We start from the raw sequence: 23,505 nt of genomic DNA, 5'->3' as shown, positions 1-23,505 counted from the left end.
CGGGGCCTCCGCCGCATAGCAAGAGGCCCCGTGGCCGGACAATGTTGATCTCGGGACAAGCGACGCTGAAACCGCGCTTGTAGGGGCGAATTTCCCGAGATCAACACGGGGCCCTGCCGGGGCCGTGCGACGCGCTCAGCGCGCGCGGTCGTAAACGAGGGCGATCTCGCCCGAGGCGCCCACCTCCTGCTCGGCGAGGCCCCACTTGGTGGCCGGGAGCCCGTCCTCGAACAGGCGCTGCCCGCCCCCGGCGATCTCCGGGACGACCAGCAGGTACAGCCGGTCCACGAGGTCGGCCTCCAGCAGCGGCTTGATGATGCTGGAGCTGTTGTTGGCGAGGATGTCGCCCCCGCCCTCGGCCTTCAGGGAGGAGACGACCTCCGCGGCGGGGGCATTGACCACGCGCGTGCGCTCCCAGGGCGCGTCGGACAGCGTCGTGGAGAAGACGACCTTCTCGGTGTCGACCAGCCACTTGGCGTATCCGCGGTCGTGGGGGTCGGCGGCGTCGTCCTCGGCCACCTGGGGCCAGTAGGCCATGAACCCCTCGGCGTTGAGGCGGCCGAGCAGAGCCGTCGTCGCCTCCGGCCAGATGCGGGACATCTGCCTGCGGGAGACCTCGGAGCTGACGTAGGGCGCGAACGCGGCGAAGTCTCCGGGGCCGCCGGGGCCGTTGTAGCGGCCGTCGAGGCTCAGGACCAGGTTGGCGGTGACTCTGCGGCCGGTGGGGCGGGTCATGTCGTCCTCCGTGTGTCGTGCGGGTGCGGTGCGTTCTGCGGTCGGGGTTCGTTGGGACCTGTGAGCCCTGTGGGTCCGGTGGGTCCGGGCCGGGGGTCGGGCTCCGCGGCGACGGCCGCCGCGAGCTTGTCGAGGCTCTGGCCGAAGCCGAGTTCGACGCCCGCGATGAAGTCCGCGGATTCCACGGTGCTGTCGGCGACCCGGAAGCGGACGTCCAGGTCGGTACCGGCCGGAGTCGGGGCGAGGACCAGCTCCACGTGCGCGGTCAAGGCCGGGGTGCCGTCGGCGAGCATCGGCGAGGCCCGGTAGACCAGGCGCTCGCCGGGGCGGACCTCCTCCACCGTCCCCTGCGCGTACCCGGCGACCGGGTCGGAGCCGTCGGTGTCCTCGGCCTCGCGGTAGGCGTGCACGATGCGCCCGCCCGGCCGCGCGTCGAAGACGAGCTCGCTGACGCGCAGGTCGTCCGGGGTCCACCAGCGGGCGAGCAGGTCGGCCTCGGTCAGGTGCCGCCAGACCCGCTCGGGCGGGGCGGGCAGGGCGCGGTGGAAGGTGAACGTGCGGCCGTCGGCCCACCCCGGCTCTCCGGCCGCGGCGCGCTCGGCGCGCAGGCTGTCCTCGTAGCGGCCGTAGGTCTCGTAGGAGCCCCCGGCCTGTTCGGCGGTGTCGGCCAGCCGGTTGAGCGCGCCGGCCAGCTCACGCAGCGGGGCCGGGTCCAGGGCGTAGATGCGGCGCGTGCCGCTGCGCTGCGAGGTGACCACGCCCGCCCGCTCCAAGGCCTGGAGGTGCTTGGTCGTCTGCGGCTGGCGCGCCCCGGCGAGCCGCGCGAGGACGCCGACCGGGCGGGGGCGTTCGGCCAGCAGGCCCACGAGCCGCCACCGCGCGGGGTCGGCCAGTGCGGAGAGGAGTGCGTCCATGGAGCTAAGTATTCTCCGCAGAGAATATTCTTGTCAAGGAATATGTTCGGAGGCATGCCGGTGCCCGCTCGCGCGGCATGCAGGCGCAACGGGCGGCGGGGGCCGTAGGCGTTCGGCTCCGGGCCCACGCGGACAGGCGGGTGTGCCCGGCGTTGATCTCGGGGCGAACGACGCTACCGGGACGCCGTTAGGGGCCAATTTCCCGAGATCAACGACATGAGGGCGGCGGTCGGCGACGGGGCGCGAGGCTTGCCTCCCCTGCGGCGCGACCGCCTATCCGCGTGCCCCCTCACTCCTCGGGCGCCTGGGTCGGACGGAGCCGGTGCGCGGCGTCGAAGGCGGTGAACTGGGCGAGATAGGTGGTGAGCACGGCGGCGATGGTGTTGGTGCCGAGCAGCATGTACATCACGATGATCTGATAGCGGACGGCGGTGAGCGGGGCGACGCCGGCCAGGATCAGGCCGGTCATGGCCCCCGGCAGGCTGATCAGGCCCACGACCTTGGTCGCGTCGATCGCCGGGATCAGCGCGGTGCGGGCGGCCGAACGCGTGTGGGGCGCGAAGGCCTGCCGGGCGCTCAGCCCCAGGCACAGGCGCGCCTCGATCGCGGGCCGCGCCTCGTCGATGGCGGTCCGCACCTGGCGCAGGGACAGCGTGGCGGCCTGCATCGACCCGGACACGATCATGCCGCCCAGGGGGACGACCGCCTGGGGGACGGGCTCGATGACGCCGATGGCCAGCAGCAGGCCGAGCGTGGCGGTGCTGCCCACGGCGATCGCGACCGTGGCCAGGAGCCGCGCGCGGTGCAGACCGCGCCCGCGGTACCCGGCCACCTGCCCGGCCAGCACGACCATCGCGCCGACCCAGGCCAGGGACCCGGGCACCCCGGCCACGGAGAACACCGCGCCCAGCACCGCGCCGACGGCGGCCAACTGCAGCGCGGCGCGGGCCGCCGCCCACAGCAGCTCCCGGGTCAGGGCCAGGCGCCGGGCGTGGGCCAGGCCCACGGCCAGCACGACGAACACGGTGCACAGCGCGACCGCGCCCCACGACGGTGCCGCGGTCATGCTCCCTCCGGCAGGTAGTCCAGGCTCTCAGGCGGCCCGTGCTCGACCAGGCGGCCGCCATCGAGGACGAGCGCGGAGTCGGCGGCGCGCACCCAGCGGCGGTCATGGCTCACGGCGACCACGCTGGTCCCGGCGGCCGTGAGGGTGCGGGCCAGGTCGAGCACGACCTCAGCGGCGGCCCAGTCCAGCGCGCTGGTGGGCTCGTCCAACAGCAGCGCCTCTGGCTGGAGTGCCAGGGCGCGCGCCAGGCACAGGCGCTGGGCCTGGCCCCCGGACAGGCCTGCGGTGGGGCGGTGGAGGAGTTCTTCGGGGAGGCCGACGCGGCCGAGGAGGTCGGCGGCGTCCGCCGGGTCGAGGTCAGGGCGCCCGACGCGCAGTTCGGCGGCGACGTCGTCGGTGAGCAGGACCGGGTGCTGGGCGACCAGCACCACGCGGCGGCGCAGGGCGAGCACGTCGAACTCGTGCAGGGGGCGGCCGTTGAAGGCCAGGTGCCCGCGAGTGGGGTCGGCCAGCCGGTTGAGCAGGCGCAGCAGCGTGGACTTTCCGGCGCCGCTGGGGCCGGTGACGACGGTCAGCCGCCCCTGGCCGACATCGGCATCGATTCCGTCGAGTAGGGGGGTCCCCTTCCGGTCGAATCCGACATCGGTCATGGAGAACGGCACGCCCGCACACTCCCTTGTTCCGTCCGCCCCGAATACGGCTTGTCATGAAACCACGGGCGGTCCTGGAGCCGGGGCGGCGGCCGTGCCGTCCACCACGCAGACGCAGGACCGGGCCACAGGCGGCCGGCGCGCCGGTGGTCGGAGAGGCGCTCGGGCTGCGGGGTCCACCGAGCGGACTCTCCTCGCTCCGCCCCGGACGCGATGCCCCCACGGCGAGGTGCGGTCGGTCCGGGGGCGCCCGGACCGACGTCCTTCACCACCTGACCGGTCCGCGATCCCGAGACGCGGTGGCCGCCCTTCCGTCCCCCAGGGCCGGGCCGGGGACGCGCTCGCCCAGGACGGTAGTGGCCGCTCAGTGCGGTTGAGTACGCGTACTCATCCCCTCGGCCCGCGCGCGGGGCATCCTGGCGGCATGACGACACCCCCCGTGAACACCAAGGTCACCCCCGCCTTCTACCTCCAGTCCGTCATCGCCTTCGGCGTCTCCAGCCTCGGCATGTGCGCCGGTGTGGCCCTGCTGCCCGTCGACGTGTGGATGCGCGCGTTCCTGGGCATGGCGCTGCTCTTCGTGATCACCTCGACGTTCACCCTCGCCAAGGTCATCCGCGACCGGCAGGAGGAGACCGCCATCGCGGCCTGGACCGAGCAGGTCCAGGCCTACTCCTCCGGCAACCAGCACGCCTACACCAAGAACTGACTGCCCGGCCGGAGGGCCGCCCGGCCGTCCTCACCGGCTCCTTCGGAGATCGGGGCGCGGTCGGTCGGCGGGCTCGCCGAACCAGCGGGCCAGGTGGCCCTCCAGGTCCCCCTGGTCGCCGCCGACCCACGCCACGTGCCCGTCGGGGCGCAGCAGGACGCCCGGCGCATCCAGCGCCTCCACGAGGGCGACGGCGGGGTCCACGACGTGGTCGACCCGGTCCGCCCAGCCGTCGGCGGCCAGGCGCCCGGTGCGGTCGAGCAGCAGGCCGCGCCCGCCGCGCATCAGGTCGTACAGGCTGCCGTGCTCCAGGTCGACATCGGGCATGCGGCGGCCGACCGGGTCGGGGCCCACACCGAAGTCGTAGCGCACGCCGGTCGCGGTGATCTTCTCCAACAGGTGGCGGTTCACCGCATCGAAGCCCATGAGCTCGGTGACCAGCCTGCGCACGGCCCGCGGACCCGGATCGGTCGACATCAGCACCCCCTGTGCACGCGTGTTGTCCAGGACGTCCGCGGCGACCGGTCGGCGTTCGGCCCCGTAGGTGTCCAGCAGGTCTCCCGGCGCCCGGCCGCGGACCTGCGCGGCCAGCTTCCACCCCAGGTTGAAGGCGTCCTGGACGCCCAGGTTGAGCCCCTGCCCGCCGGTGGGCGGGTGGATGTGCGCCGCGTCCCCGGCCAGCAGCACCCGCCCGGCCCGGTAGCGGTCGGCCAGCCGGGTGGCATCCCCGAAGCGGGACGACCAGCGCACCGAATGCACGCCGAAGTCGGTTCCGGCCACGGCGCGAAGCCGCCGCGCGAACTCGTCGGCGCCGGGCGGTTCCGCCCGGCCGCCGCCGACCTCCGCGGCGGAGACGACGACCCGGTAGACTCCCTCGCCGATGGGCCTGAAGCTGAAGGCCCTGTCGGTCTCGTTGACCTCGGCCGCCTTGGCGGCGATCTCCTCCTGCGGCGCGTCCGCCGCCATCTCGCCCATCAGCGTCTCGGTCCGCGAGGGCTCGCCGGGGAAGCCGACGCCGAGCAGCTTGCGCACCGTGCTGCGCGCGCCGTCGCATCCGACGAGGTAGCGGCAGCGCAGCCGTTCGCCGTCGGCCGTCTCGACGGTCACGCCCTCCGCATCCTGCTCCAGACCTGCGACCGCGCGGCCGCGCTGCACCCGCGCGCCCAACCCGGCCGCATGCTCTTCGAGCAGGCCGACGACGACCGGCTGCGGGATGCCGAGCTGATAGGCGTATGCGGAGCCCAGGTCCTCGGGTGCGGGCTCGGCGATCGCGGCGAAGGAGCCGCCGACCGGGCGCCGCCTTCCGTGTTCGATGAGGCGGTCCAGCAGCCCGCGCATCGCCATCAGTTCCAGGGTGCGGATGTGCAGGGAGACGATGCGGGCCGCCGAGACCGGCTCGGTCTCCTTCTCCAACACGAGGACCCGCACGCCGTGCAGTCGCAGTTCGGCGGCCAGCACCGCGCCGGTGGGGCCGCACCCGGCGATGATCACGTCGTGGGCGGGGCGGTGGTGTTCCATGGGTGTCGCCTTTCGGGAGCGCCCTTTCGTCAAGGCGCTCCCGGCGACCTACCTCAACCGCCCGGCCGCGACCGGAAGGGGAGCACCCGTGCTGCGTTCATGGGTCTCACCTCCCGGGGTGGAGTCGCGGCCGTCCCCGGCAAGCTACCGGCCCGGCCGTGTCCGGCTCCACCGCTTTTCCGTCCGGCCCTTCCGGCTGGTCAGACGTCCCGGTAGCGCTTGGACCGGGCCAGGCCCTCGCGCACCTTGTCCGCCGACGCCACGGCGCCCGGGCCCGCGTCGAACTCCTTGTTCGGGCCCGGGGTGTCGTAGCCCTCCCCGATGTACAGGGTCACGTAGGCGGCCGTGTCCCGCTGGAAGCGCCACCCCTCCGACAGCGGCCCCGCGTCCACGGCGTCGTAGCCCAGCGCGTCCATCAGCCGGGTCACCTCCTCCTTCGCCCCGGCATCGTCCCCGGCGATTGGCAGCGCCGACCGCTCCGCGTGCCCGGCCGCCAGGTCCGGCCGGGCCAGGTTGCGCAGGTGCACGAAGTAGATGTTGTTGAAGCCCTTCACCACCTTCGACTCCGGCAGGTGGGCCTGCAGCAGCTCGCTGGTGGTCGTGGCCTCGCTGTCCAGCTCCGGGATCCGCCCGTCGCGCTCGGGGTAGTAGTTGTTCGTGTCGATGACGGTCTTGCCGCGCAGCTCGGCCACGGGCACCGAGGTGTAGGCCTCCAGCGGGATGGTGACGACCACGATGTCCCCGGCGGCGGCCGCCTCGGCCGGTGTCGCAGCGGTGGCCGACGGCCCGAGGTCCGCCACCAGGTCCTTGAGGGTGTCGGGGCCGCGCCGGTTGCTCAGCACGACCTTGTACCCGGCGTCGACCGCCAGGCGGGCGACGGTGCCCCCGATGTTGCCGCTTCCGATCAGTCCGATGGTGCTCACAGTGCACCCCTCCTTCGACGTGGGTGTTCGGCGCCGACCCGTCCGTCCCGGGCGCGCCGTCGGCCTCGCATCCACACTCGCGCCCCGGCGGGCGTTGCGGGCGGCGTAGACCTGCCCGCCCGAACCTGGGTCCGACTGGGCCACCCTGGCGGGGCCGCCCGATAGCGCGCGCGGTGATACTGGGCTCCATGGACGGCAACAGCGAACTCGGCGGATTCCTGCGCTCGCGCCGCGCGCGCCTGAGCCCCCAGGAGGCGGGCGCGCTCCCCAGCGGCGGGGTGCGCCGGGTCCCCGGCCTGCGGCGCGAAGAGGTCGCCCACCTGGCCGGGGTGAGCGCGGACTACTACACCCGGCTCGAACAGGGGCGGCACCCGCACGTGTCGGAGTCGGTGCTGTCGGCCGTCGCCCGCGCGCTGTGCCTGGACGGCGTCGAGCGCGACTACCTCTTCGAGCTGGCGCGCCCCCGCACGGACGGGCCCGGCTCCGGCGTCCGGAGCGTGAGCGAACGGCGGGTGCGGCCCGAGGTCCACCAGATGCTGGAGGTCCTCGACCGCGTCACCCCCGCCCTCGTGGTCGACCACCGCAAGGACGTGCTGGCGGCCAACCGCCTGGCGCGTGCGCTGATCACCGACTTCGAGGCGCTGCCCGTCCGGGAGCGGAACCTGGCCCGGCACGTCCTGCTCGACGCCGACGCCCGGGAGCTGTACGAGGACTGGGAGGAGGTCGCCCAGGAGGTGGTGGCCAACCTGCGCCTGTCCAGCGGACGCCACCCGGACGACCGGCTGCTCAACGAGCTGCTGGGCGAGTTCATGGCCAAGGTGCCCGAGTTCGGCGGGTGGTGGGACCGGCACCGGGTGGGCCAGTGCTCCTACGGCCCCCAGCGGTTCCGGCACCCGGTCGTGGGGCCGCTGACCCTGCAGCACGAGACGCTGGCGCTCCCGGCCGACGAGGGGCAGACCGTGTGCGTGTACACCGCCGAGCCGGGGTCGGAGTCCGAGCGGACCCTCGGCCTGCTGGCGAGCTGGAGCATGGAGAACGGCGCGGCGGATACGGCCCGGGACCGGTGAGGGGCCCGTCCCCATGGGGGCGGCGGGGTGAAGGGCGGGCCCGGTAGCGTGGCTCCGCATGACCCGCTTCCCGATCGAGATCACCACGGACCTGGTCCGCGACCTGCTGGAGGAACAGCATCCGGACCTCGCGGGGCTGGCCCTGCGCGAAGTGGAGGGCGGCTGGGGCAACCGGATGTGGCGCCTCGGGGACGGCCTGGCCGTGCGCATGCCCCGGACCGAGGGCGCCCCGGACCTCCTGCGCAAGGAGCGCCGGTGGCTGCCCGTCCTGGCGCCGCGCCTGCCGCTCGCGGTTCCCGAGCCCGTGAGGACCGGTGAACCGTCCGCCCTCTTCCCGATGACCTGGACCGTCATGACGTGGGTCCCCGGCGAACCGCTGGACCGCACCGCCATCGGCCGCGGCGACCACGCGGCCGGGGCCCTGGCGGGATTCCTCCGGGCTCTGCACGTGGAGGCGCCCGGAGACGCGCCGGCCGGCACGGACCGCGGCGGCCACCCCGGGGTGTACACGGACGGGTTCGACGACTTCTTCCGCGCCGTCGTCCCCGACGACCTCGCCGACGGCGTCCGAGCCGTCTGGGACGACGCCGTCGCGGCGCCCGAGTGGCGGGGACCGCCCGTCTGGGTGCACGGCGACCTCCATCCCGCGAACGTCGTCGTCTCGGAGGGGACGCTCTCGGGTGTGATCGACTTCGGTGACATGTTCGCCGGTGATCCGGCGTGGGACCTCGCGGCCGCCTGGGTGGTGCTGCCCTCCGGCGCGGCCTCCCCGTTCTTCGGCGCCTACGCCCGGGCGGACGAGGCGACGATCCGGCGCGCCCGCGGGCTGGCCGCTCTGAAGGGCCTGTTCCTCCTGCTCATGGGGCGCAATGGCGACCAGGGCCTTCCCGGGGGGCAAGCCCGGGTGGGGGCCGGCGGGGCGGGCGGCGCTCGAACGTGTTCTGAAGGACGGCCCGGTGTAGGCGCCGTGCGGCCGGGCTCCGGCCGCACGGCGGGACGCCCGCGCCGGCGCCGCGTGGGCCGGCCCGCCGAGGGGCGGAGCGGTCAGTCGGCCTGCGTCCACACGGCCAGCACGTTCCCGGAGGGGTCGGCGAAGTGGAACCGGCGGCCCCCAGGGAAGTCGAACGGCTCGGTGGTGACGGTGCCCCCGGCGGCCTCGACGGCCGCGCGCGAGGCGTCCAGGTCGTCGCTGTAGACGATCACGAGCGGCCCGCCGGGTTCGACCTTGTCGACGCGGGCGAGGCCGCCGGCCTCGGGGCCGCCGCCGGCTCCGGCGATCCCGGCGTAGGAGTCGCCGTAGTCGGTGAACTCCCAGCCGAACGCGGCCTCGTAGAAGCGCTTGGCGGCGGGCAGGTCGGTCACGCCGAACTCGATGTAGTCGATGCGGTGGTGTCGGTTCATGCGGCGATGCTAGCCCCGGGCGGCGACAGGCGCCGGGGGTGTGGGCCGGGCGGCGGGGCGGGCGCGCCCGGCGCGCGTATGGATCCACCTGGGGCGTCGGAGGAATCGCGCGCTGATACGTGACACGACACTAGATATGGACTAGTATCAGGTGTCATGAAGGATCGAGTTCCACAGGAGTTCGTCGACGCCGCCATCGCCGCCGCCCGGGAGCGCGGCACCGACGTCGCGTCGGTGCCGGTGAACGCCATCGCCTCCGCCGCCGGGGTCTCCCGCAGCACGCTGCTGCGGCGCCTGGGCGGCACCCGGGCCGCGCTCGACGAGGCCGTGCGCGCGGCGGGCGTCGACCCGGGCGCCCGCACCCCCGTGCGCGAACGGGCGATCACCGCCGCCGCGCGGATCATCGACGAGCACGGGCTGGGCTCGCTGACCATGGACGCCGTCGCCGACGCGGCCGAGTGCTCGCTGCCCGGCCTGCACGCCGTCGTCGACGGCCGCGACGGCCTCCTGGCGGCGGTCTTCGACCGCTACGGGCCGGTGCGCGAGCTGGAGCGGCTGGCCGCCGACCCGCCCGAGGACCTGGAGGGCACCGTGCGGGCGCTGCACGCCGCGCTGGCCGAGGCGTTCCAGCGGCGCCCCCGGGTGATGCCCGCGCTGCTCGCCGACACCGCCGCCCGCCCCGACGGGCCGGGCAGCGCGATGTTCAAGGCCGGCTTCCCGCGCCTGTTCGCCGCCCTGGGCGGCCTGCTCCTCCCCCACGTCCGCGCCGGACGCGTGGTGCCGATGCCCCTGCCGCTGCTGATCCAGCAGATCCTCGGCCCGGTGGCGGTGCACCTGATGCTGCGCCCGGCCCTGGAGACCCGGGAGGAGGCCGCCCTGCCGCCGCTGGAGGAGGCGTGCGAAGTGCTCGCCGACGCGTGCCTGCGCGCGATCACGGCGCCCGCGGCCGGCGGTGACGACGGCACGGACAGCGCGGGCTGAGGAGCAGGGCGGCGGGCACGGCAGGACGACGAACGAGACGAGCGGTACGGACACGAAGGACACGACAGAACGGAGAAGGTGCCATGCGTTCCATCAAGGCGGCTGCCGTGGGCAGCACACTGTTCTTCATCGCCGCCCCGGGCACGGTGGCCGGCGTCATCCCCTGGCTGATCACCCGCTGGCGGCTGCCCGAGGCGTCGGCGGCGTGGCTCCCGGCCCAGGCAGTGGGCGTACTTCTGATCTGCGCGGGCCTGGCCGTCCTGGTCCACGCCTTCGTCGAGTTCACCCGGGCCCGGGGCGCGCCCATCCCCGCGATGCCCACCCAGCACCTGGTGGTCGACGGCTTCAACCGGTTCGTGCGCAACCCGATGTACGTGGCGATCGTCGGGGCCCTCATCGGCCAGGCGCTGCTGTTCGCCTCCGCGGGGGTGCTGGTGTACACGGCGGTGGCGTGGGCGATCGCCGCGTCGTTCGTCCGCTTCTACGAGGAGCCGACGCTGGTCCGGCTCTTCGGTGAGGAGTACACCGACTACCGCAGGAACGTGCGGGCGTGGCTGCCCCGCTTCACCCCCTGGTCCCCGGCCTCCTGAAGGCCGGGTGAAGGGCAGGGACCGGCCACGCCCGTCGGCCGGGATCCGGCCTCGGAGGGCCCACCCCCGCACGGGGTGGGCCCTCCGTCATGCCCGGCGGGGCCGGGCTGCCGACCCCTCAGCCGATGACGAAGGGCAGCCGCGCGGCCAGGGGGCCCAGGGCCGAGCGCTCCTCCCCGGTCGGTGCGCGGCGGCCGGTGCCCACCCGGAGGGCGTCGGTGTCGGAGAAGGAGGCGGGGAACGCCTCCCCCGCGATCTTCTCCAGCAGCGCACGGGACCGCGCGAGGCCCTCCTCCGGCGGCCCGGCCTTCTCCGGAAGCTCGGCGACCAGGTCGAGGTGGTGCAGAGTCCACTCCATCACGTAGGCGGACAGGTAGTCGCCGACGGTGATGACCTGGTCCTGGGTGGTCACGGGCTGCTCCGGGTCGGCCAGGCGCGCGGCGCGCCCGGCGGCGGAGCCGACGTCGTCGAGGTGGAACTTCAGCAGCGCGGGGTCCCCATAGGCGGAGGCGAGCCGGACGGTCAGCGCGTCGAGCGGGTCGTCGCCGGCGGGCGGTTCGGAGGAGACGGCCCAGTAGGTCGCCTCGTCGTGCGTGGGCTCGGCGTCGACCGGGGTCGCCAGGGTGATCAGGACGTCCTGGGCGTCGATGACCAGGTGGCACACCAGGTCCCGCACGAGCCACCCGGCGCAGCCGGACGGGCGGGCGAAGTCCTCGTCGGACAGGTCGGCGACGGTGGCGAGCAGCGCGGCCCACGAGTGAGAGAAGAGATCCACGCCGGCACGCTAGTGGGGCCGTGCGCGGGCGGACAACCGAATTGCGCCGGACCATCGCTGCAAGGACGCGTACGCCCCGGGAACGAGTGTCCGTGGGGCCGCCTACTCTCTGGACCGAACGGTGATGAAGTGCGGCCGGCACTTCCGACTGAAGGGGCGCCCTCAGCGTGACCACCATCTTCACTGTGTCCGTCGACTCGGTCGAAGGCTCGACCCTCCGGGGGAGGGTGCACGTCGTCAACCCCGACGTCCCCTATGTGCCGCGAGAGCCCGCCTTCGCCCTGTCGCTCCTGGTCGACGCCTGGTGGAGGCTGGACAACGGGTATTGGCACGACGAGGAGCATGAGGGCGGAGAGCGCTGCCCCTTCAGCGAGGAGGAGGGCAAGGAGATGACCACGGGAATGCGGTTGAGAGATGAGTTCCCGAATCTCTTCGAACTCATCCTCGGTAAGGAGATCAGGGTCACCGAAGACGGCTACCTGCTCGCGGGAGACGGCGAGACCGTCCTGGAACCCAGGCGCAAAGCGGAGGACGTGTACGAGCTGAGCGGAGGCGGCCGCCCCGGCTATTCCGTATTCACCCACGGTGACGCCGAGGACTTCTCGCAACGCGCCGCCGCCATCGTGACCGCCTACGAAATCAGCCCCTACCGGAACGCCCCGCACCTGGCCGAGGCCGCGGTGCCGGAAGATCCGGAGGAGCTGGACGTATGGGAAGGGCTGGAGCCGGAGGAGGACCACTCCTTCGCCGAGATCCCCTACGTGGAGATCACGGTGACCGTCAGCGACCCGGGCTACCTGGAACACATGGCCGCCGGCATGCGCTGGGACACGACCATGACAGGGGAAGTGTGCTGATTCCGCCGCCGAGGATTCCACCGGCGCCGCTCCGCGCCGTGCTGGTACGACGGGGAGGGCGGTCCAGCGGGCGTTCACTGACGGGCACGTTCTCCGGCATCGCCACGGTCACCGGACCGGTCGGCTCACGGCCTTCTTGACCAGGTCCCGGATGGCCGCCTCGCCCTCTTCGCCGAGCTCATCGGTCAGGGCGTAGGCGGTCGGCCACATGCCGCCCGCCTCGTCCAGGCCGGCCTCGGGGGTGAAACCGAAGGCCGAGTACCGCTCCTTGTCCGCCTGCCCGCTGCGGAAGAAGCACACCACCTTGCCGTCCCTGGCGTAGGCGGGCTGGCCGTACCACAGCTTCGGCGCCAGGTCGGGGGCCGCGGTGGTGACGGCCTCGTGCACGCGCGCGGCCAGTGCGCCGTCGGGGGCGGGCATGTCGGCGATCTTCTTCAGGACCGCGGCCGCGTCGGCGGCGGCCTTCTTCGCGCCCCGGCCGCCGCGCGCCTCCGCCTTCAGCTCCTCGGCGCGCGCCTTCAGCGAGGCGCGCTCCTGCTCGGAGAAGCCGGGGGCGCCCTTCGGGTCGTCACTCATGGTGCGTCACTCCTGGTCAGTCGCGTGGACAAGGTGTTCCCACGCTAGCCGCGGGCACACGGCGGGCACTTCTCGATTCCTGACCGCCTCCGGCTCCGCCGACACCGACGGCGCCGGAGGGCTCCCGGCGGTCCGGGGCGCCTTCACGCGCCGTCGGCGCTCCCCCTCCCGGGGTCCGGCTCCTCGCCGTCCGGCCTGTCGTGGCGGGTATAGATCGCCGACATCGTCCCCGCCGGGTCGAGCCTGGCCAGCAGGGCATCGCCGATGTCGGCGAGCTGGTCGACCTGTTCGTCGGTGAGCGTGTCGATCACGTTGTGCCGGACGGTGGCCACGTGCCCGGGCGCGGCCCGGCGCAGGGTGTCCCATCCGGTACGGGCCAGCCGGGCGTTCGTGGCCCGCCGGTCCTCCGGGCAGGGGAAGCGCTCCACCAGCTCCCGGCGCTCCATGCGGGTCACCACGTGCGACAGCCGGGGCAGGGTGGCGTTGGTGCGCGCCGCCAGCTCGGTCATGCGCAGGGTCCGCTCAGGGGCTTCGGAGAGCACCGCGAGCACGAAGTACTCGAACTCGGTGATGTCGGAGTCGCGGCGGAGCTGTGCGTCCAGTGCGCCGGGGAGCAGTTCCAGCACCGCCCGCAGCCGGATCCATGCGCGCAGCTGGCGCCGGTCGAGCCAGGGAGTGTCCACGGTCACATCCTCACGAGGAATGGTTGTAGCGACAAGTTCGCTGGGCATTATGATGGTTGTCGCGACAACCGATTCTGTCAGACGAGCACCCCCGCCCCGGCGGCCCCGCGCATCCCGGGCGCGTCGGCGGCGGGAACGCCGCACACCGCCCAGCCGCGAGCGGCCGCACCTTCGAGGAGTCCCCATGACCGCGTCCCGCACCACCTCGACCGCCGCCGCCGACGCCCGCATCCCGGCCGCGCACCCGTTCGCCGCCCACCTGCGCCGGGCGGCCGAACTCCAGGACGCCGAACCGCACCGGCCCTGGACCCCCGAGGACGGGCCCCTGCCCAGCCTCTACCTGTCCCACGGCGGAGGGCCGCTGCCCTTCCAGAGCCCCGAATGGCTCGCTCCCCTGCACGAATGGGCCCGCGCGCTGCCCCGGCCCAAGGCGATCCTGGTCGTCTCCGCGCACTGGGAGTCCGCGCCGCTGTCGCTCAGCGCCGACCGGCCCGACGAGCTGGTCTACGACTTCTCCGGGTTCGACCCGCTCTACCACGGCTTCCGCTACGACACCCCCGACGCCGGAGCCCTCGCCCGACAGGTCGCCGGGCTCATGCCCGACACCGAGCAGGTGCACCGGCACGCCCGGCGCGGCCTGGACCACGGGGCGTGGGTGCCGCTGAAGATCATGTACCCGGAGGCCGACGTCCCGGTCCTGCAGCTCAGCCTGCCCACCGAGGACCCGGACCGGCTGCTGGACATCGGCGGGCGGCTGCGCCCGCTGCGCGAGCAGGGCGTGCTGGTGGTCGGCTCGGGCCACATGACCCACGGCCTGCCCTACCTGACCCGGGAGATGTTCCAGGAGAACCTGGTGCCCGGCTGGTCGTCCGACTTCGACGCCTGGGCCGCCGACGCCCTGGCCCGGGGCGACGTCGCCGAGCTCGCCCGCTTCCGCACCACCGCCCCGGGCATGCCCTACGCCCACCCGACGGTGGAGCACTTCACCCCGCTGTTCGTGACCCTCGGCGCGGCCACCGACCCCGCCGCGCCGGTGACCACGACGCTCGACGGGTACGGGGTGGGCCTGTCCCGGCGCTCGTTCCAGGCCGCCTGAGCCCGGCGGGCGGCCTACTCGGACGCCGCGGCCCCCGGGTCGGGGGCCACCCGGTCGGGCCGGAACGCCGAGATGTCGGCCTCCGGCTCCTCTCCGACCGCCAGGGTCGCGGCCACCGCCCCCTGGTAGGGGCCGAACGTCAGGCCGTTGGCGCCCAGGCCCGTGGCCACCACCGCGCCCGGCAGCGCCCCGACCGGCCCGAGCAGCTGCAGGTCGTCCCGGCTGCCCGGCCGGAAGCCCACCCGTGTCTCCACCACCGTGGCCCCGCCCAGCGCCGGGACCGCGGACACCGCGTCGGACAGCCCCTGCAGGACGCCGTCGACGGTGGCGCGGTGGTCGAAGCCCGCCCACGGCTCGCGGGTGCCCGACAGGATCACCCGGTCGGGCGGCATGCCGAGCATGTACTGATCGGTGCCGGGGAAGCGCAGTACCGGCCAGTCGCGGGTGTGCGCGCCCGGAAGGGCGGTGTGCACGATCTGCCCGCGCACGGGGTACACGGGGACGTCCACGGCGAAGGGGCGCAACAGCTCGGCGGTCCAGGCCCCGGCAGCGATGACCACCGCGTCGGCCGCCAGCTCCTCCCCCGCCGCGCGCACCCCGCTCACCCTGCCGCCTGCGGCCACGAGTTCGGCCGCGCCCTTGAGGTAGCGCAGGCCGCGCTCCTCGGCGGCGGTGAACAGGGCGTCACGCACCATGGCCCCGTTGACGCGCGCCATGCCCTCGACGTGCACGCCCTCGAAGTCTTCGGGAAGAGGGGGGAACAGCTCCCGGGGTTCGCCGCGCTCCAGGCGGCGCACCCGCCCCACCCCCTCGTAGCCGGGCAGGTCGGCCAGGTCGGCGAGGACCTGGGCGTCGCGGTCGAGGACGAGGGGGTCGGTGCCCACCGACATCCCGCCCACCCTCCGGTAACCGGTGGCGCGCCCCCCGGCTTCGAGCGCGCGCATGAGGGCCGGGTAGTGGGCGGCGGCCCGCAGCGCGAACGCCTGATGCTGCGGGGCCTCCCACGGGAACGGCCAGGGGAAGACGACCCCGGCTCCGGCCGCGGTGGCCTGGCCCGGTCGGGCCGCGTCGACCAGGGTGGTGGACACGCCGCGCCGCACCAGGTGGTAGGCGGCGCTCGCTCCGACGATGCCCCCGCCGATCACGATGACGCTCATGGGCCAAGCCTGCCAAGCGCGCGCCCCCGGCACCAGGCAGCCCGCCGGTGGGGCCCAAGGCCCCACCGGCCGACGCGTTCTCAGCGGCCCTCCACCCCCGGGGGCCTCTCCCCCATGAGGGACAGCGGGTCGGCGAACCCGTAGCGCGCCGCCCCGCCCTTGTACGGGATCCACGCCTCGCCGTCGCCCCGCTCGGCGACGATCCGCTCGACCAGGTCGGCCACCGCCTCCGGCGGGATGACCGTGTCGGCCTTGCCGATCCGCTCGATGAAGTCCTGGATGCCGGCGGTCATCGGCGTATCCACGAATCCGGGGCAGACCGCGTTGAAGGTGACCGGGTCGTCCGGGAAGGTCCCCGCCAGCGAGCGCACGAGGCCGACGACGGCGTGCTTGGTGGCGGCGTAGACCTCCCCGTACGGCGTGCCGGTCAGCCCGGCGAGGCTGGAGGTGACGACCACCGACGCGCCTTCGCGGCGGCGCATGTGCGGCAGTGCGGCGTGCACGCCGTGGACCACACCGTCCAGGTTGACCGCGACGGCGGTGCGATAGGCCTCCAGGGAGAAGGGGACGCCCTGGTCCGCCAGCCCTTCGCTGGGGCCTGTCACCCCTGCGTTGAGGTGGAGCACGTCCAGGCCGCCGGTCTCCACGGCCGCGGCCACCGCCGCCTCCATGTCGGCGAACCGCGTGACGTCGGTGCGCACGAACCGCGCCCCGGTCTCGGCGGCCAGCGCGGAGCCCGCCTCTTCGGCGACGTCGGCGATCAGCACCCGGCCGCCGTCGGCCGCCGCGCGCCGGACCGTGGCGGCGCCGATGCCGCTCGCGCCGCCGGTGACCAGCACGGTCTTTCCGTTGAAGGCGCCCATGCCTTCCTCTCTTCGGTGTCGGTCGCTCGCAGGGGTCAGAAGACGCGCTTGGCGTACGGGAGGGAGCGCAGCGCCTGGGCCGCCGCCCAGCACACCGGGAGCGAGAGCGCGCCCAGGGCCGCGAACTTGGCCAGGGCCGGGGCCTGCCACCCGGACAGGAGCACCGCGATGCCGACGAGGACCGGGGCGTGCAGGAAGTAGACGGCGTAGGCGTTGGCGGACAGGAAGCGGGCGAAGGGGCCCTGGCGGTTGAAGAGGCGCTGGAACAGCCAGAGCAGGGACAGGATGATGCCCACCGCGAAGAGGCCCTCGTACACCGGGTCGACGAGCGCCTGCAGGCTCAGCGGGTCGACCTGCATGGGCGCGTCGATGCTCAGCGGGAGCAGTGCGCACCCGGCGGCGGCCATGGCCAGGCCGCTCCAGCCCGCGGCGTTGGGGATGCGGGCGAACCACCCGCGGCGGTAGGCGAGCACTCCGACGGCGAACATGAGCACGTACTGCGGCAGGAAGTAGGGGGTCGGCAGGCCGATCACCGGCCAGAAGCTCCCCACGGGCACGATGATGCGCCAGGCCCAGGTGGCGGCGATGAGCACGGCGGTGAACCCGGCGACGGCGGCGGGCCCGGGGAAGGCGCCGCTCGGGCGCGCTCCCGTGGCGCCGGAGCGGTCGGTGCCGGCCGCTTCGGGCGCCCGGCGTCCCCGCAGGCGCCGGATCAGCACGTAGGCCAGGCAGAACACGAGCAGCGTCTCGACGAACCACAGCGGGCCGGGGTCCCAGGAGAAGATGTAGAAGAGCCAGTAGGGCGCGTCGGCGGCGTACTCCTGGTAGATCTCCACCGTGGTGAGGGGCCGCAGGAACAGCGCGAAGAGCAGCAGCGGCACGCCCAGGCGCACGAGGCGCTCGCGCATGAAGCGCCTGCCGCCCTTGCGGTCGGCCGAGCCGGGGACGAACAGGCCCGAGATGAGGAAGAACATCCCCATGAAGAAGGCCTGGTTCAGGATGACGAGCAGGTCGAGGGCGCGGCCGGTGGGGTCTTGGGCGGGCTCGGTGTGGTACCAGGCGGGGATGTTGCCGTAGGTGACCGCGCAGTGGTGCAGGACCACGAGCACGGTGAGCAGGATCCGCAGGTTGTCGATGTAGGCCAGGCGCCGCCCGTCCCCGGCGGTCGACACCGGCCGCGGGGCGGGGGCGGGACGGGTGGTCATATGGGGGGCTCCTCCCACCGGATGGACGACAAGCCAATTTTTTGGCCGCCTGGCCAGATTCTCGCACGATCGGACAGGATGCAATCCGGTATCGCCCTGAGACCACACCTCAGGGGACTCGGGGTGTGCGGCCGCGGGACACTCCGGGCGTCCGCTCCGCGAGGCGCAGACCAGCAACGACGGTCACAGCGGCGAGGGTGGGAGCCCTGACGCCGGCGCCGCCGGCCGCGCAGTGTGCGAGTGGTCACCCTGGCCGGATGCGGCGGGGGAACGGGGGCGTCCACTTCTCGAAGGTGAAACGGGGCGGCCGCCCGTTCGGGTCTGGAAAATGGGAATGCCCTCGCTGCGGAGGAGTCCCTAGGATCGGCGGCGGCCCGGGCTCCGGCCCGGTGCCACAACAGCGGAAACGGGCCTGTTTCCTCGGCGGAAGGGAGCGGAATGCGGGGAGGGGCGGGATGGCCGCGTCAAGGGCGCATCTGACCCGGGACGACCTCCGCGTGAAGATCGCGGTTCAGAAGGTGCGCCTGGCGGGTCGGGAATACCGGGTGATCCGCCCGGCCGGGCCGTTGCGGAACGGGGCCCTCTACACGACCCATCGCCATTACGAGATGTACGTGGACCGGGCGGACGGCAGGCGTATCGCGACCCTGTGGCTGCTCGCGGCCCGGTCGCCGCGATCGTTGGTCTACCTGCCGATGCGCACGTCCCCGCCCGTGTCCAGCGTCTACCAGGAGGACGAGGAGCAGCTCGACCTCGTGCTGGCGCCCCGAACGGTGCAGCTGCGCCCTTCCCGCTGGAAGCGGATCCGGGAGCGCCTCAATGCCGGGAACGCGCCGCGTGAACTGCGCACCGCGAGTGTGCCGGAGCGGGACGTCCCCGCCCCCGGGGCCGACCGCGTCATTCCGGACGATCCCAAGGAAGCGGGCAGGTTCCTCCTCCGCAGGGAGGTCCTGGCCGGGACGCTGCTGTTGACCGGCGGCAGCGAAGCCTTCCGGGAGGGCGCGAAAGAGATCCTCGCCGTCGCGAAGGACGGGCCGCCCCATGCCGCGACCAGGCATTACATTCCAGGCGCCTGCAATTACCACGTGTGCCGCCCCATCTACGACTGGGACGCGGACGACAGGTGGAGGCACTGGGAAGTGCTGCACGTGGAGTACTGCCCGCAGTGGGCGCGGTGACGGCGGCGGGGCGGCCCGCCCGCCGCCCCGCCGCCGTCCTCAGGCCCGCGTCGCCCTGTCGAACAGGTCGGCCAGCTCGCGGGCGTGCTCCTCCAGGTCGTGGTCGGGGTGGGCCGCCCAGTAGCCGAACATCGCGTCGATGGCCCCCTGCATCGTCACCGCCATCACCCTGCGGTCGAACACCCGGAAGTCCCCGCTGTCGTGGCCTTCCCGGAGCAGCCCCTCCAGGGCCGTATAGATGGGCTCGTTGCTCGCGAACCCGTACTCCGGCTCGCCCTCCGGGCTGCGCGCGCCCGTGAAGATGCCGCCGAGGGCCATGAGCTGCTCCCGGTTCGCGCGCATGTACTCGGCCACGGCGAGCACGTAGGTGCGCACCTTGGACGACGGGTCGGGCGCGGCGTCCAGCCGCGGCACCATGTGGTCGGCGATCCGGGTGTAGACGTGCACCACCACCTGGTGCATCAGCTCGTCCTTGCCCGCGAAGTGGTAGGAGATCACGCCCTTGCTGATGCCGGCGTGCCGGGCGATGCGGGCGAGCGACGCCGCGTCGTACCCGTGCTCGGCGATCACCGCGATCGCCGCCTGCACGATCTGCGCGCGCCGCGCCTCCTCGATGAAGGTGCGCTTCCTGTCCTGCTCGCCCGCGGCCTCCTGGCCGCCCGGCTCGGTTTCCGACCGCATGGCCGAGAATCTAGCAAGACGGGGTCCGGGCCGCTCACCCGGCTGTTCCCACTCGACTTCGGAAGTTTCTGAAAGGCGACTACCATGGTGGGTGTCGCCCATCGGACCGGAGGTCGCCTTGTCCGCCCAGAACGACCAGCGCCGTCAGGCCGAAGAGCTCGCCCTGATGCTCTCGGACTTCGGCATGCAGCGCATGTCGGCGCGGGTGATGGCGGCGTTCCTGTTCACCGAGAAGCCCTCGCTCACCCTGGGCGAGCTGGCCGAGGAGCTGGACGTCAGCCAGGGATCGGTCTCGGGGGCCCTGAAGATGCTGCACCACGTCGGCATGCTGGAGCGCGTGCCCGTGCCGGGCAGCCGCCGCGACCACCACCGGCTGCGCCGCGACGCCTGGGAACGGCTGTACAGCAGGCAGAACGAGGTCGTGCGCAAGATGATGGCCGCGGCCGAGGAGGGGATCGCCGCCACCGGCGAGGGCAGCCTGGCGCGCGAGCGGCTGCAGGAGATGTACGACTTCTACAACTTCATGTTCGACGAGCTGCCGCTGCTCTTCGACCGCTGGCGGGAGAAGCGCGACTCCCAGGGCTGACGCCCGCGCACCCGCCCCGGCGCCCGCCGGTGTCAGGGCGCGGTGAGCACCCAGGGGCCGTCGGCCGTCACCGCCACGGTGTTCTCGTGGTGCGCCGCGCGCGAGCCGTCGGCCGTGGCGATGGACCACCCGTCGGCCAGCAGGCGGCTCCCGTCCGAGCCGCCCTCGGTCAGCAGCGGCTCGATCGCCAGCACCAGGCCCTCGCGCAGTCGCGGCCCGCGCCCGGGGCGCCCGGTGTTGGCGAGGTGGGGGTCCTCGTGCATCTCGGTGCCGATGCCGTGCCCGCCCTGGTCCTCCAGGACGCCGAACCCCTCGGCCCGCGCCGTGCTCTCGATGGCGTGCGAGAGGTCGCTCAGGCGTGCGCCGGGCACCATGTGCTCCAGCGCGGCCTCGTAGGCCCGCTCCGTGGCCGCGATGAGGCGCCGCGCCCCGGGATCCCCGGGGCCGACGGTGAAGGTGCGGGCGGCGTCGCCGTGGTAGCCGTCGACGATCGCCCCGCAGTCGACGGACACGACGTCGCCCTCCTCGAGGGGGGTCGTCCCGGGGATGCCGTGGACCACGGTGTCGTTGACCGACACGCACAGGACCGCGGGGTAGGGCGCGTAGGCGGGCGAGGGCCGGTACCCGGTGAAGGAGGGGCGCGCGCCCGCGGCCGCGATGACGCCGGCGGCGGCCTCGTCCAGCTCCTTGGGTGTGGTGCCCGGGCGGGCGGCCTCCTGGGCGGCGGCGAGCGCGCGGGCGACCACGCGCCCGGCCTCGCGCATGCGCCGCAGTTCCTCGGGGCCCTTGATGGTGACCATTGCGGTGTCTCCGTCCAACACGTCGTATAGATCGACTGGTATTTTTATACCAGTCGATCTATACGCGCAATGGGTTATCGTTCGGGCATGGTCCGTACACCCCTGACCGAAGGCCAGCGCGACCGGGGCCGCGCGCTCGGCCAGATCCTTCGCGCGGCCCGGGCGCCCCGCACGGCGGCCGAGGTCGCGCACGACGCCGGGATCTCCATCGACACCCTGCGCAAGATCGAGCGCGGGGCCATCCCCAACCCGGCGTTCTTCACCATCGCCGCGCTGGCCAAGGCGCTGGGGATGGACATGAACGACCTCGCCGCCACCCTGGCCGCGGCCGAGGAGGCGCCCCCGGAGGAGGGGCGGGGGCTACAGGCCTCCTGACCCGGGCGCCCCGCACCCCGGGGTGCGCGCGGGCGGTTCAGTACAGCTTCTTGGCGTACTCCTCGCCGTAGTAGCGCTCCAGCTCCTCCAGGGGCGCGTCGGGGCGGTCGACCATCTTGGCGATGCGCGGGCGCGAGGGCACCTTGCCGCCCGCCTCCTCCCACGCCTCCGGCGACCACAGGTGCGACCGCAGGAACGCCTTGGCGCAGTGGTGGAAGACCGTGTCGATGTCCACCACCAGCGCCAGCAGCGGCCGGTGCCCCTTGACGACCATCTCGTCGAAGAACGGGGCGTCCCGCACCAGGCGTGCCCTGCCGTTGATGCGCAGCGTGTCCCCGCGCCCCGGAATGATCGACAGCAGCCCCACGTGGGGGTTGGACAGGACGTTGCGGTACCCGTCGACCCGCCGGTTGCCCGGGCGCTCGGGGATCGCGACGGTGCGGTCGTCCAGCACCTTGACGAAGCCGGGTGGGTCCCCCTTGGGGGAGACGTCGCAGTTGCCCTCCGCGTCGCTGGTGGCGACCAGGCAGAAGGGCGAGGCGGCCAGCCAGTCCCGGTCGACGTCCAGCAGGGCGGGACGCTCCTTGTCGCGCACGTGCGGCAGGGGCTCGGGAACGAGGTCTCGAAGCTCTTCCAGGGATGTGATCTCGGTGAACCGCTGCGTCGGTGTGGTCATCACGGCCTTCCCGGGTCGACGATCCGCGGGCGGGCGTCCGCCCGACTCCACGCCGATCCTAGGACCGTGCCCCTGAGCCGCCGCGGCCCGGCCCGCCCGCCCCTGCTGTCCGATTCCCGCCAGTCCCCCAAGGCCCCAGACGGCAGAATCGACACCATGAGCACGACCCGAACCGACACCGGCACTGCGCGCGCGGCGCGGGTGCACGCCCTCATCGACAGCCCGGTGGGGCCGCTGACCCTCGTCGCCCAGGACGGCGCGCTGGTCACCCTCTACATGAGCGACGAGACCCACCGGTCGGACCTGGGCGAGGAGGACCCCGGCGCCTTCGCCGACGCCGAGCGGCAGCTCCGCGAGTACTTCGCGGGTGAACGCACCGCCTTCGACCTTCCGCTGAGCCCGCACGGCACCGAGTTCCAGAAGAGCGTGTGGAGGGAGCTGGCGGCCATCCCCTACGGCGTCACCGCCACCTACGCCGAAGTCGCCGAACGCACCGGCCGCGCACCGTCGTCGGCCCGCGCGGTGGGCTCGGCGAACGGCGCCAACCCGATCGCCATCGTGGTGCCCTGCCACCGCGTGGTGGGCGCCAACGGCAGCCTGACGGGCTACGCGTGGGGGACCGACCGCAAGCGCTTCCTGCTCGACCTGGAACAAGGCACGCAGTGACCCCACACCGGGCCGGGCACGACGCCCCGGCCGACTGGCGCGACGACCGCGTAGGGGCCGCCCGGCGGGGACTCAACCCCACCGTCCTGCTGCGCATGCGCACCGGGTGGGCGGCGATCGGCGACACCCAGCACCTGCCGGGGTACTGCGTCCTCCTCCACGACGGCGCCGCCGACCACCTCACCGACCTGCCGCGCGCCGAGCGCGCGGAGTTCATGTTCGACTTGGCGCTGCTGGGGGAGGCGGTCGAACAGGTCTGCGGGGAGCGCGACCCCGCCTTCTCCCGGGCCAACTACGAGGTGCTCGGCAACTCCCTGCACCACCTGCACGGACACGTGCACGCCCGCTACTTCTGGGAGCCGGACCACCGCAGGAAGGGCCCCGTGTGGCTCTACGGCGCCGAGCGCCTCTCCACCGAGCACGCCCTCGGGCCGCAGCACGATGGGCTGCGTAGCGCGCTGACCACCGCCCTGACGGTGATCACGCAGGAGGCGTACGCCCCCGGTACTCCGGGGTCCGCATCACCCGGAGCACCGCCTCCTTGAGGGACTCCACGTTGTGGCGCTCCTCCAGCGCCTGGGTCGGGACCGCGTACCCGTCGTCGAGGATGGCGAGGAACAGGTGCTCGGTCCCGACCACCGGCCGCCCTGCATCGTCGGTGACACCGTGCTCCGCGGCGATCCGGCGCGCCCGTGCGACGGCCTGCTGGAGCCTCGGTGTGAATGCGGTGTCGCTCATGGGGCCACGCTAGGCACCGCGCGCCCCGCCTACGGTCGC

28 protein-coding genes and 1 pseudogene are annotated in these 23,505 nt (G+C 73.6%); 12 read left to right on the top strand and 17 right to left on the bottom strand.

The genetic code is table 11. The features are described from left to right. Positions 1-135: 135 nt before the first annotated feature. The 4 genes from O4J56_RS04440 to O4J56_RS04425 all read right to left on the bottom strand — a co-directional run bounded on the left by O4J56_RS04440 (position 136) and on the right by O4J56_RS04425 (position 3,377). The gene (locus tag O4J56_RS04440; RefSeq protein ID WP_270683782.1) at positions 136-735 is read right to left on the bottom strand and encodes a dihydrofolate reductase family protein; all 600 of its coding nucleotides are present in this window, start codon (positions 733-735) and stop codon (positions 136-138) included. After that, positions 732-1,649, bottom strand: a complete 918-nt coding sequence (locus O4J56_RS04435) for a metalloregulator ArsR/SmtB family transcription factor (protein ID WP_270683781.1) — start codon at positions 1,647-1,649, stop codon at positions 732-734. The genes O4J56_RS04440 and O4J56_RS04435 overlap by 4 nt, the downstream gene beginning before the upstream one ends. A gap of 289 nt (positions 1,650-1,938) precedes the next feature. Further along, positions 1,939-2,715 (bottom strand): ABC transporter permease, encoded by a 777-nt coding sequence (locus O4J56_RS04430; RefSeq protein WP_270683780.1) that lies wholly within the window; start codon positions 2,713-2,715, stop codon positions 1,939-1,941. Then, the gene (locus O4J56_RS04425; RefSeq protein ID WP_270683779.1) at positions 2,712-3,377 is read right to left on the bottom strand and encodes an ABC transporter ATP-binding protein; all 666 of its coding nucleotides are present in this window, start codon (positions 3,375-3,377) and stop codon (positions 2,712-2,714) included. Before O4J56_RS04425 ends, O4J56_RS04430 begins: the two co-directional genes overlap by 4 nt. A gap of 412 nt (positions 3,378-3,789) precedes the next feature. Here O4J56_RS04425 and O4J56_RS04420 point away from each other — a divergent pair, with 412 nt between their 5' ends. Further along, on the top strand, positions 3,790-4,074 hold the full coding sequence (locus O4J56_RS04420) for a YiaA/YiaB family inner membrane protein (protein ID WP_270683778.1): 285 nt from the start codon (positions 3,790-3,792) through the stop codon (positions 4,072-4,074). Positions 4,075-4,104: 30 nt separating this feature from the next. Here O4J56_RS04420 and O4J56_RS04415 read toward each other — a convergent pair whose 3' ends face one another. Both O4J56_RS04415 and O4J56_RS04410 read right to left on the bottom strand, forming a co-directional pair. After that, a complete protein-coding gene (locus O4J56_RS04415; RefSeq protein WP_270683777.1) occupies positions 4,105-5,592 on the bottom strand; it encodes an FAD-dependent monooxygenase in 1,488 nt (495 codons plus the stop codon). 200 nt (positions 5,593-5,792) lie between these two features. Next, entirely contained in the window at positions 5,793-6,590 is a 798-nt protein-coding gene (locus O4J56_RS04410) for an NADPH-dependent F420 reductase (RefSeq protein WP_270683776.1), read from the bottom strand. A gap of 113 nt (positions 6,591-6,703) precedes the next feature. On the opposite strand from O4J56_RS04410, the gene O4J56_RS04405 reads away from it, so the two are divergent. Further along, the gene (locus tag O4J56_RS04405) at positions 6,704-7,582 is read left to right on the top strand and encodes a helix-turn-helix transcriptional regulator (protein ID WP_270683775.1); all 879 of its coding nucleotides are present in this window, start codon (positions 6,704-6,706) and stop codon (positions 7,580-7,582) included. A 58-nt stretch (positions 7,583-7,640) separates the two neighbouring features. Beyond that, positions 7,641-8,351 (top strand): annotated as a pseudogene (locus O4J56_RS04400) (aminoglycoside phosphotransferase family protein); the annotation flags it as partial. Positions 8,352-8,626: 275 nt separating this feature from the next. Here the strand turns inward: O4J56_RS04400 and O4J56_RS04395 are convergent. Continuing rightward, positions 8,627-8,983 (bottom strand): VOC family protein, encoded by a 357-nt coding sequence (locus O4J56_RS04395; protein ID WP_270683774.1) that lies wholly within the window; start codon positions 8,981-8,983, stop codon positions 8,627-8,629. 156 nt (positions 8,984-9,139) lie between these two features. On the opposite strand from O4J56_RS04395, the gene O4J56_RS04390 reads away from it, so the two are divergent. Continuing rightward, positions 9,140-9,964, top strand: coding sequence for a TetR/AcrR family transcriptional regulator (locus O4J56_RS04390; RefSeq protein ID WP_270683773.1), 825 nt, complete (start codon positions 9,140-9,142; stop codon positions 9,962-9,964). Positions 9,965-10,047: 83 nt separating this feature from the next. Continuing rightward, positions 10,048-10,554 (top strand): methyltransferase family protein, encoded by a 507-nt coding sequence (locus O4J56_RS04385; RefSeq protein WP_270683772.1) that lies wholly within the window; start codon positions 10,048-10,050, stop codon positions 10,552-10,554. A gap of 118 nt (positions 10,555-10,672) precedes the next feature. Here O4J56_RS04385 and O4J56_RS04380 read toward each other — a convergent pair whose 3' ends face one another. Then, positions 10,673-11,329 carry a maleylpyruvate isomerase N-terminal domain-containing protein gene (locus O4J56_RS04380; protein WP_270683771.1) on the bottom strand — a complete coding sequence of 219 codons (657 nt, stop codon included), beginning with the start codon at positions 11,327-11,329 and terminating at the stop codon, positions 10,673-10,675. 167 nt (positions 11,330-11,496) lie between these two features. Here O4J56_RS04380 and O4J56_RS04375 point away from each other — a divergent pair, with 167 nt between their 5' ends. Then, on the top strand, positions 11,497-12,186 hold the full coding sequence (locus O4J56_RS04375; RefSeq protein ID WP_270683770.1) for a hypothetical protein: 690 nt from the start codon (positions 11,497-11,499) through the stop codon (positions 12,184-12,186). Between the two features lie 108 nt (positions 12,187-12,294). Here the strand turns inward: O4J56_RS04375 and O4J56_RS04370 are convergent, their stop codons facing one another. Both O4J56_RS04370 and O4J56_RS04365 read right to left on the bottom strand, forming a co-directional pair. Continuing rightward, positions 12,295-12,762, bottom strand: coding sequence for a DUF1801 domain-containing protein (locus O4J56_RS04370; protein ID WP_270683769.1), 468 nt, complete (start codon positions 12,760-12,762; stop codon positions 12,295-12,297). Between the two features lie 143 nt (positions 12,763-12,905). Next, positions 12,906-13,445: a MarR family winged helix-turn-helix transcriptional regulator gene (locus tag O4J56_RS04365; protein WP_270683768.1), complete on the bottom strand. Its 540-nt coding sequence runs from the start codon at positions 13,443-13,445 to the stop codon at positions 12,906-12,908. A gap of 184 nt (positions 13,446-13,629) precedes the next feature. On the opposite strand from O4J56_RS04365, the gene O4J56_RS04360 reads away from it, so the two are divergent. Beyond that, a complete protein-coding gene (locus O4J56_RS04360; protein WP_270683767.1) occupies positions 13,630-14,541 on the top strand; it encodes a dioxygenase family protein in 912 nt (303 codons plus the stop codon). A gap of 14 nt (positions 14,542-14,555) precedes the next feature. Here the strand turns inward: O4J56_RS04360 and O4J56_RS04355 are convergent, their stop codons facing one another. The 3 genes from O4J56_RS04355 to O4J56_RS04345 form a co-directional block, all read right to left on the bottom strand. After that, positions 14,556-15,698: an NAD(P)/FAD-dependent oxidoreductase gene (locus tag O4J56_RS04355; RefSeq protein ID WP_270683766.1), complete on the bottom strand. Its 1,143-nt coding sequence runs from the start codon at positions 15,696-15,698 to the stop codon at positions 14,556-14,558. An 80-nt stretch (positions 15,699-15,778) separates the two neighbouring features. After that, positions 15,779-16,561, bottom strand: coding sequence for an SDR family NAD(P)-dependent oxidoreductase (locus O4J56_RS04350; protein ID WP_270683765.1), 783 nt, complete (start codon positions 16,559-16,561; stop codon positions 15,779-15,781). A gap of 35 nt (positions 16,562-16,596) precedes the next feature. After that, the gene (locus O4J56_RS04345) at positions 16,597-17,766 is read right to left on the bottom strand and encodes an acyltransferase family protein (protein WP_270683764.1); all 1,170 of its coding nucleotides are present in this window, start codon (positions 17,764-17,766) and stop codon (positions 16,597-16,599) included. Positions 17,767-18,263: 497 nt separating this feature from the next. Between O4J56_RS04345 and O4J56_RS04340 the strand changes: the two genes are divergently transcribed. Continuing rightward, complete coding sequence (locus tag O4J56_RS04340; RefSeq protein WP_270683763.1) at positions 18,264-18,944, top strand: hypothetical protein; 681 nt, start codon at positions 18,264-18,266, stop codon at positions 18,942-18,944. 39 nt (positions 18,945-18,983) lie between these two features. Here the strand turns inward: O4J56_RS04340 and O4J56_RS04335 are convergent, their stop codons facing one another. Next, a complete protein-coding gene (locus O4J56_RS04335) occupies positions 18,984-19,625 on the bottom strand; it encodes a TetR/AcrR family transcriptional regulator (protein ID WP_270683762.1) in 642 nt (213 codons plus the stop codon). Positions 19,626-19,743: 118 nt separating this feature from the next. Between O4J56_RS04335 and O4J56_RS04330 the strand changes: the two genes are divergently transcribed. Further along, complete coding sequence (locus O4J56_RS04330; protein WP_270683761.1) at positions 19,744-20,211, top strand: GbsR/MarR family transcriptional regulator; 468 nt, start codon at positions 19,744-19,746, stop codon at positions 20,209-20,211. A 32-nt stretch (positions 20,212-20,243) separates the two neighbouring features. On the opposite strand, the gene map is transcribed toward O4J56_RS04330, so the two are convergent. Next, entirely contained in the window at positions 20,244-21,011 is a 768-nt protein-coding gene (gene map, locus O4J56_RS04325; protein ID WP_270683760.1) for a type I methionyl aminopeptidase, read from the bottom strand. An 87-nt stretch (positions 21,012-21,098) separates the two neighbouring features. Between map and O4J56_RS04320 the strand changes: the two genes are divergently transcribed. Then, positions 21,099-21,386 carry a helix-turn-helix domain-containing protein gene (locus O4J56_RS04320; RefSeq protein WP_270683759.1) on the top strand — a complete coding sequence of 96 codons (288 nt, stop codon included), beginning with the start codon at positions 21,099-21,101 and terminating at the stop codon, positions 21,384-21,386. Between the two features lie 37 nt (positions 21,387-21,423). Here O4J56_RS04320 and O4J56_RS04315 read toward each other — a convergent pair whose 3' ends face one another. Further along, positions 21,424-22,062: a pyridoxamine 5'-phosphate oxidase family protein gene (locus O4J56_RS04315; RefSeq protein WP_270683758.1), complete on the bottom strand. Its 639-nt coding sequence runs from the start codon at positions 22,060-22,062 to the stop codon at positions 21,424-21,426. A gap of 156 nt (positions 22,063-22,218) precedes the next feature. On the opposite strand from O4J56_RS04315, the gene O4J56_RS04310 reads away from it, so the two are divergent. Further along, positions 22,219-22,728, top strand: coding sequence for a methylated-DNA--[protein]-cysteine S-methyltransferase (locus O4J56_RS04310; RefSeq protein ID WP_270683757.1), 510 nt, complete (start codon positions 22,219-22,221; stop codon positions 22,726-22,728). Continuing rightward, positions 22,725-23,273 (top strand): HIT family protein, encoded by a 549-nt coding sequence (locus tag O4J56_RS04305; RefSeq protein WP_270683756.1) that lies wholly within the window; start codon positions 22,725-22,727, stop codon positions 23,271-23,273. The genes O4J56_RS04310 and O4J56_RS04305 overlap by 4 nt, the downstream gene beginning before the upstream one ends. Here O4J56_RS04305 and O4J56_RS04300 read toward each other — a convergent pair. Further along, complete coding sequence (locus O4J56_RS04300) at positions 23,209-23,466, bottom strand: Clp protease N-terminal domain-containing protein (RefSeq protein ID WP_270683755.1); 258 nt, start codon at positions 23,464-23,466, stop codon at positions 23,209-23,211. The two genes, O4J56_RS04305 and O4J56_RS04300, sit on opposite strands and share 65 nt — an antisense overlap. Positions 23,467-23,505: the final 39 nt, after the last annotated feature.

This window comes from Nocardiopsis endophytica, assembly GCF_027706725.1.
Taxonomy (GTDB): domain Bacteria; phylum Actinomycetota; class Actinomycetes; order Streptosporangiales; family Streptosporangiaceae; genus Nocardiopsis_A; species Nocardiopsis_A endophytica.
Note: the sequence above shows the minus strand (reverse complement) of the source record. Positions and strands in the feature narration are given on the sequence as shown.